The 6,360-nt window shown below is 69.5% G+C and carries 8 protein-coding genes and 1 pseudogene; 7 read left to right on the forward strand and 2 right to left on the reverse strand.

The genetic code is table 11. The annotated features are described in order from the left end of the window. A pseudogene (locus tag AWZ10_RS48000) lies at positions 1 to 202 on the forward strand (sigma-70 family RNA polymerase sigma factor); the annotation flags it as partial. A 45-nt stretch (positions 203 to 247) separates the two neighbouring features. Beyond that, positions 248 to 745: a GNAT family N-acetyltransferase gene (locus AWZ10_RS23790; protein WP_046702667.1), complete on the forward strand. Its 498-nt coding sequence runs from the start codon at positions 248 to 250 to the stop codon at positions 743 to 745. Between the two features lie 75 nt (positions 746 to 820). Here the strand turns inward: AWZ10_RS23790 and AWZ10_RS23795 are convergent, their stop codons facing one another. Both AWZ10_RS23795 and AWZ10_RS23800 read right to left on the reverse strand, forming a co-directional pair. After that, positions 821 to 1,258: a hypothetical protein gene (locus AWZ10_RS23795; protein ID WP_037701606.1), complete on the reverse strand. Its 438-nt coding sequence runs from the start codon at positions 1,256 to 1,258 to the stop codon at positions 821 to 823. A 1-nt stretch (position 1,259) separates the two neighbouring features. Further along, positions 1,260 to 1,619, reverse strand: coding sequence for a hypothetical protein (locus tag AWZ10_RS23800; RefSeq protein WP_060892005.1), 360 nt, complete (start codon positions 1,617 to 1,619; stop codon positions 1,260 to 1,262). Between the two features lie 452 nt (positions 1,620 to 2,071). On the opposite strand from AWZ10_RS23800, the gene AWZ10_RS23805 reads away from it, so the two are divergent. The 5 genes from AWZ10_RS23805 to cbiE form a co-directional block, all read left to right on the forward strand. Next, positions 2,072 to 3,115, forward strand: a complete 1,044-nt coding sequence (locus AWZ10_RS23805; protein ID WP_046702665.1) for a methionine ABC transporter ATP-binding protein — start codon at positions 2,072 to 2,074, stop codon at positions 3,113 to 3,115. Then, complete coding sequence (locus tag AWZ10_RS23810) at positions 3,112 to 3,843, forward strand: methionine ABC transporter permease (RefSeq protein WP_046702664.1); 732 nt, start codon at positions 3,112 to 3,114, stop codon at positions 3,841 to 3,843. The genes AWZ10_RS23805 and AWZ10_RS23810 overlap by 4 nt, the downstream gene beginning before the upstream one ends. A gap of 83 nt (positions 3,844 to 3,926) precedes the next feature. Next, positions 3,927 to 4,760, forward strand: coding sequence for a MetQ/NlpA family ABC transporter substrate-binding protein (locus tag AWZ10_RS23815; RefSeq protein WP_060892006.1), 834 nt, complete (start codon positions 3,927 to 3,929; stop codon positions 4,758 to 4,760). Positions 4,761 to 4,946: 186 nt separating this feature from the next. Then, positions 4,947 to 5,585 carry a GNAT family N-acetyltransferase gene (locus AWZ10_RS23820; protein WP_046702662.1) on the forward strand — a complete coding sequence of 213 codons (639 nt, stop codon included), beginning with the start codon at positions 4,947 to 4,949 and terminating at the stop codon, positions 5,583 to 5,585. A 126-nt stretch (positions 5,586 to 5,711) separates the two neighbouring features. Continuing rightward, on the forward strand, positions 5,712 to 6,360 hold a 649-nt coding region (gene cbiE / locus AWZ10_RS23825; RefSeq protein ID WP_063809785.1), incomplete at its 3' end, for a precorrin-6y C5,15-methyltransferase (decarboxylating) subunit CbiE.

Genomic DNA, 6,360 nt, shown 5'->3' on the forward strand with positions numbered 1-6,360 from the left:
GTACGCCGCCGTACGCCGGCTCCCCGGCCGCTGCCCCCGGCTGCTCGCGGCCCTGCTGTCCCCGAAGGACCTCACCTACCGGGAGATCGCGGGCGAGTTGGGTATCTCACAGGGCAGCCTCGGTCCGGAACGCTCCCGATGTCTGGGATGTCTTCGACGATTGCTGGCCGCGGAGGTTGCGGCACGCGAACCACGGGGATAGGAGTGAAGGACATCGGGTGAGCAGGTGAGCGGGAGGCGTGCACACATGGGCATGAGCGTGACCATCTCGGTGGCGACCGATCAGGACGCCGAGCAGATCTTCAGGCTGCAGTACCTGTGCTTCCAGAGCGAGGCGGCACTGTACGGCAACTACCGCATCGATCCGCTCGTCCAGAGCCTCGACTCGGTCCGTGAGGAGGTCGCCTCGGACTGCGTGTTCGTGGCCCGGCTGGGTGACGAGGTGGTCGGCTCCGTGCGCGGCGCCCTCGACGCCGACGGCACCGCGGCCATCGGCAAGCTCTGCGTCCACCCGCGCCTCCAGGGCCACGGCATCGGCGCGAGGCTTCTGCGTGCCGCCGAGTCGACCCTCGCCGAGGAGCGCGGCGCCACCAGGTTCCGCCTCAGCGCGGGTCACCGCAGCGAGGGAAACCTGCGGTTGTACCGCCGGGTCGGCTACGAGACCGTGGGCACCAGCCAGGGGCGGGACGGCGTACCGATGGTGATCCTGGAGAAGCCGGCGGAGGCGTACGCGGCGACGGCCTAGCCGGGGGCACGCGTCCGCAGGGGCGTGGAGAACCGCGCGACCGGCCACGACGGACCCGCAGCCGCCTGACGCCCCTCAGGCGGCCTTCCCCTGTCGCGCGCTCTTCCGCAGCCAGTACATCGCGGTGACCGGAAGGAGCACGGGAATGAACAGGTACCCGATCCCGTAGTCCGACCACACCGTCCTGTCCGGAAACGCCGACGGCTCGACCAGCGTCCAGGTGCCCACGATCAGCACACCGGCCAGTTCCACCGCACAGCAGATCCGCGCGGCCCTCCGGGCGAACTCCCCGCCCCGCACCAGCGAGTACGTGATGAACCCGTACACGACACCGGCCGTCGCGGACAGCGAGTACGCGAGCGGCGCGTGCTCGAACTCGGTCGAGATCTGTACGGCGGACCGTGACACCGCCCCGACGACCATCACGCCGTACAGCCACACCAGCAGCATCCCCGGCCCGCTGATCAGCCGTGCCCGCTCGTTCTCCCGCGGCTCGCGGTCCGTGGCGGTCACGTCAGCCTCCCCAGATGTCGTAGAGCCGCACCTGCAGCACGGCGAGCACCACACCGCCGGCCGCGACGGTCACGCTGCCCCAGCGGGTGCGCTCCGCCAGGGACATGAATCCGGTCACCGGGACACAGGCGAACGCCCCGAGGAGGTAGGAGACGAAGATCGTGGTCCCCTGCTCCGGCTTCTCCCCGCGCGCCAACTGCACGATCCCGACGATCAGTTGAACCAGGGCCAGCGCCGACACCACGGCCATGCCGATGAAGTGCCAGTCCTTGGTCGGCTGATCGCGAAACGCGGCCCAGCCGCACCAGGCGGCGAGCAGAAGCGCGGCGACGGCGGTCGTCACCGTCAGGGCAACAAGCATGCCGCGACCCTATTACGGCCCAAAACATCGCCGCGCCCGGCCCCGGGCGTCGAAACCCGCAGGCCGCACATCGTGGCCTTGGCCACAACGGCAGATGCCCACAGGGTGGACGTCACCACCCCGCACCTGCGGATACGTCTCTCGGAGCTGTCCGCTATACGGACAGCCCTCTCTCACCTGCTTCATACATCTGCTTTACTGATCTCATGACCACGACGAGCTACCGCATCCCTGCGACCGAGGCGACGATGACGCCCGGTGCTCGTTGTACGTGTCGAATGTGCGCCTTCTAGAAGGCCCCGCACGCCGCTGCGCGTGACGGACCGAGCCTCCCCGCGCGCATGTTCTCCCCCGGTTCCCTCGCCACCGCGAGAACCGTGTCGCGTCCCTGACAGCCTGCACCCGTGCCCGGGCACACCCACGCCCGCGCACTCGACAGTGACGGAAATCCAGTGATCACCACATCGGGCCTGACCAAGATCTACCGAGGTCGCGGCCGCGAGACGACCGCCCTCGACGGCGTCGATCTGCATGTACGCGAGGGCGAGGTGTACGGCGTGATCGGCCAGTCCGGCGCCGGCAAGTCCTCGCTGATCCGCTGCGTCAACCTCCTCGAACGCCCCACCTCCGGAACCGTGACCGTCGCGGGCCGGGACCTGACCGCCCTGGCCGGCCGGGGCCCCCGCGCCGGCCGGGAACTCCGCCGGGCGCGCAGCCGTATCGGCATGGTCTTCCAGCACTTCAACCTGCTGTCCTCCCGCACGGTCCAGGACAACGTCGAGCTGCCGCTCGAAATCCTCGGCAGGTCCGGCAACGACCGCTCCCGCAGGGCCGCGGAACTGCTCGACCTCGTCGGCCTCGCCGACAAGGCGAAGGCCTACCCGGCCCAGCTCTCCGGCGGCCAGAAGCAACGCGTCGGCATCGCCCGCGCGCTGGCGGGCGACCCGAAGGTGCTCCTGTCCGACGAGGCCACCAGCGCCCTCGACCCGGAGACCACTCGTTCGATCCTGACGCTGCTGCGCGACCTCAACCGGCAGCTGGGTCTGACCGTCCTGCTCATCACGCACGAGATGGACGTCGTCAAGACGATCTGCGACTCGGCCGCCCTCATGGAGAAGGGCCGGATCGTCGAGTCCGGCACGGTCGGCGAACTGCTCGCCACCCCCGGCTCCCAACTGGCCTCCGCTCTCTTCCCGGTGGGCGGCGAGGCCACCGGCGACGACCGCACGGTCCTCGACGTCACCTTCCAGGGCGAGGCGGCGACCCGGCCGGTCATCTCGCAGCTGTCCCGCACGTACAACATCGACATCTCGATCCTCGGCGCCGCCCTCGACACCGTCGGAGGCCTCCAGATCGGCCGGATGCGCATCGAACTGCCGGGCCGCTACGAGGACAACGTCGTCCCCGTCGGCTTCCTGCGCGAGCAGGGCCTGCAGATCGACGTGGTCGGCCGGGACATCCAGGCGTCCACGCTCGTGAAGGAAGGTGCCAAGTGACCTGGAACGAGATGTGGCCCCTGCTGGAGCAGGCGTGTTGGGACACCCTCTACATGGTCGGCTGGTCCACGCTCATCGCGATCGTCGGCGGCCTCCCGCTCGGCATCCTGCTCGTCCTCACGGACCGGGACGGCCTGCTGCAGAACATCCTCGCCAACAAGGTCATCGGGCAGGTCGTGAACATCGCCCGCTCGATGCCCTTCATCATCCTGATGGTCGCGCTGATGGGCTTCACCCGCTGGGTCACCGGCTCGACGATCGGCCGCGAGGCCGCCATCGTGCCGCTCGCCGTCGGCGCGATCCCGTTCTTCGCGCGCCTCGTCGAGACGGCCGTCCGCGAAGTGGACCACGGGCTCGTCGAGGCCGTGCAGGCCATGGGCGGCAACACCTGGACCGTCGTCCGCAGGGTCCTCGTCCCCGAGTCGCTGCCCTCGCTGATCTCCTCGGCCACCACGACCGTCGTCGCCCTCATCGGCTACTCGGCCATGGCCGGCACCGTCGGCGCGGGCGGCCTCGGAGACATCGCCATCCGGTACGGCTACCAGCGCTTCGAGACCGAACTGATGTGGATCACCGTGGCGGTCCTCGCGGTCGTCATCTCCGTCATCCAGTTCGCCGGCGACCACGCCGCCCGCGCCCTGCACCGGCGCGGCGGCCACTCCGGCTCCACGCCCAGGCTCCGGCTCCTGAGGGCCGAGCCCACCGCGGCCGAGGTCACCAAGGCCTAGGCCGTACGTCGACTTCAGGCACCCGCACACGTCCCGTCCCACCCACGACGGGATCGCTCCACCCAAAAGGAAAGGCACTTTTCGTGCGTAACACCACCAAACTCGCCACCGCCGTACTCGCCGCCGGAGCCCTCACCCTCGGACTCACCGCCTGCGGCGCGGACAAGGCCGACAGCGCCTCCGACACGAGCGGCCCGCTGGTCGTCGCCGCCAGCCCGACCCCGCACGCCGACATCCTCAACTTCGTGAAGGACAACCTGGCGAAGGACGCGGGCCTGGAACTGGAGGTCAAGGAGTTCAGCGACTACGTCCTGCAGAACCCGGCCACGGAGGACGGCTCCGTGGACGCCAACTACTTCCAGAACCAGCCGTACCTCGACGACTACAACAAGAAGAACGGCACCGACATCGTGCCCGCCGTCACGGTCCACCTGGAACCCCTCGGCCTCTACTCGAACAAGGTCGAGAGCGCCGACGCCCTCAAGAGCGGCGCGACCGTCGCCGTCCCCAACGACACCGTCAACGAAGCGCGTGCCCTGAAGCTCCTCGACGCGAGCGGGATCATCACGCTCAAGGACGGGGTGGGCACCGACGCGACCCCCGCCGACATCACCGAGAACCCGAAGAAGCTCCAGTTCAAGGAGTTGGAGGCGGCTCAGACCCCGCGCTCCCTGGACGACGTCGACGCCGCGGTGATCAACGGCAACTACGCCCTCGAAGCCGACCTCTCGCCCGCCGACGACGCCCTCGCCGTCGAGCCCGCCAAGGACAACCCGAACGGCAACTTCCTCGCCGTCAAGAAGGGCGACGAGGACGACCCGCGCGTCAAGAAGCTCGCCAAGCTCCTCACCTCCGACGAGGTCAGGAAGTTCATCGAGGACAAGTGGAGCAACGGCTCCGTCATCCCGTCCTTCTGAATCCGCCCTCCGATCGCCTTCTTCGATCGCGTCCTTCCGAGCCGACGGCACGTATACGGCGTATCGCCACGCATGGGGTCCGCTCCCTCACTGGGAGTGGACTCCGTGGTGCGATTGAGTGCTTTCATGCTGCATGCTGGGCAGTTCAGCAGGCTCTCAAAGATTTCGAAGGTTACGGAGCGGCGCATGATGAGGACCTTTCCCGACATCTCCATCAGCACGGATCGGTTGGTTCTGCGCCCGTTCGACGACGACGACATCCAGGCGTTCATCGAGATGATGAACGACGAACAGGTGATGGCCTGGACCGATGTCCCGCAGCCCTTCACCGAACGCGAGGCACGGACCTGGATCACCGAGTACGCGCCCGCCGAACGCACCTCCGGACGCGGCCTCGACCTCGCCGTCACCGAGTTCCTCACCCAGCGCCTGGTCGGCGTCATCCAGCTGACCAAAACCGACTGGCACGTGCGGGCCACGGAACTGTCGTACGTCGTCGCCCCCTGGGCGCGCGGCGAGGGCTACGCCTCCGAGGCCGCCCTCGCGACCGCCCAATGGCTGTTCCGCGAGCAGAAGTTCGAACGGATCGAGCTGCGCACCGCCGCCGACAACACCGCCTCCCAGCAGGTCGCGCAGAAGATCGGCTGTATCAGCGAGGGCGTGCTGCGCAACGCCTGCATAGCGCGCACCCGCACCGCCGAGGACGGCTGGAGCGAGGTCCGCACGGACTTCATCGTCTGGAGCCTCCTCCCGGAGGACATCGAGGGCGTCAGCGAGGAACTCGCCGACGGTGGCGGATTCAGCTCCTACTCGGACTGGAACTGAACCACCCACGGGTACGCGTGAGGCCGTGAGCCCGGCCACCGGGTCCCACCACGTCACCAGGTACCCTCACGGGACCTCGTGCGGGCGCCCCGACGACCTGCGAAGACCCTCTGGAGACTGACGAAGATGGCCGACCGGGTCACGGTGATCGGCTGGGACGGCTCCCCCTTGACCGCCGCGGCGCGCTCCGCCCTCGCCGCGGCCACGCTGGTGGCCGGCGCGGCCCACCACCTCGCCCTGCCCGAAGTGCCCCCGACCGCCGAACGCATCCGCCTCGGCAGCGTCGCCCTCGCCGCCCGCCGCATCGCCGGCCACCGGGGCACCGCCGTGGTCCTCGCCGACGGCGACCCGGGCTTCTTCGGCGTCGTCCGCACCCTCAGGTCCCCCGAGTTCGGCCTGGAGGTCGAGGTCGTCCCCGGCGTCTCCTCCGTGGCCGCCGCCTTCGCCCGCGCGGGCATGCCCTGGGACGACGCACAGGTGGTCGTCGCCCACCGCCGTACGCTGCGCCGCGCGGTGAACGTGTGCCGTGCCCACACCAAGGTCGCCGTCCTCACCTCACCCGGCGCCGGACCCGCCGAACTCGGCCTGCTCCTCGACGGAGTCCACCGCACCTTCGTGGTCGGCGAGGAACTCGGCACGGCACGCGAGCGGGTCACCGTCGTCACCTCCGACAAGGCCGTCGACCGCACCTGGCGCGACCCCAACCTCGTCATCGTCATCGGCGGCCACGCCGCCGCGGCCGAGGGCGGCGGCTGGCTCGCCGGCCGCGACCCCG

The sequence above is a fragment of the Streptomyces europaeiscabiei genome (assembly GCF_001550375.1).
In the GTDB taxonomy this organism is placed as follows: domain Bacteria; phylum Actinomycetota; class Actinomycetes; order Streptomycetales; family Streptomycetaceae; genus Streptomyces; species Streptomyces europaeiscabiei.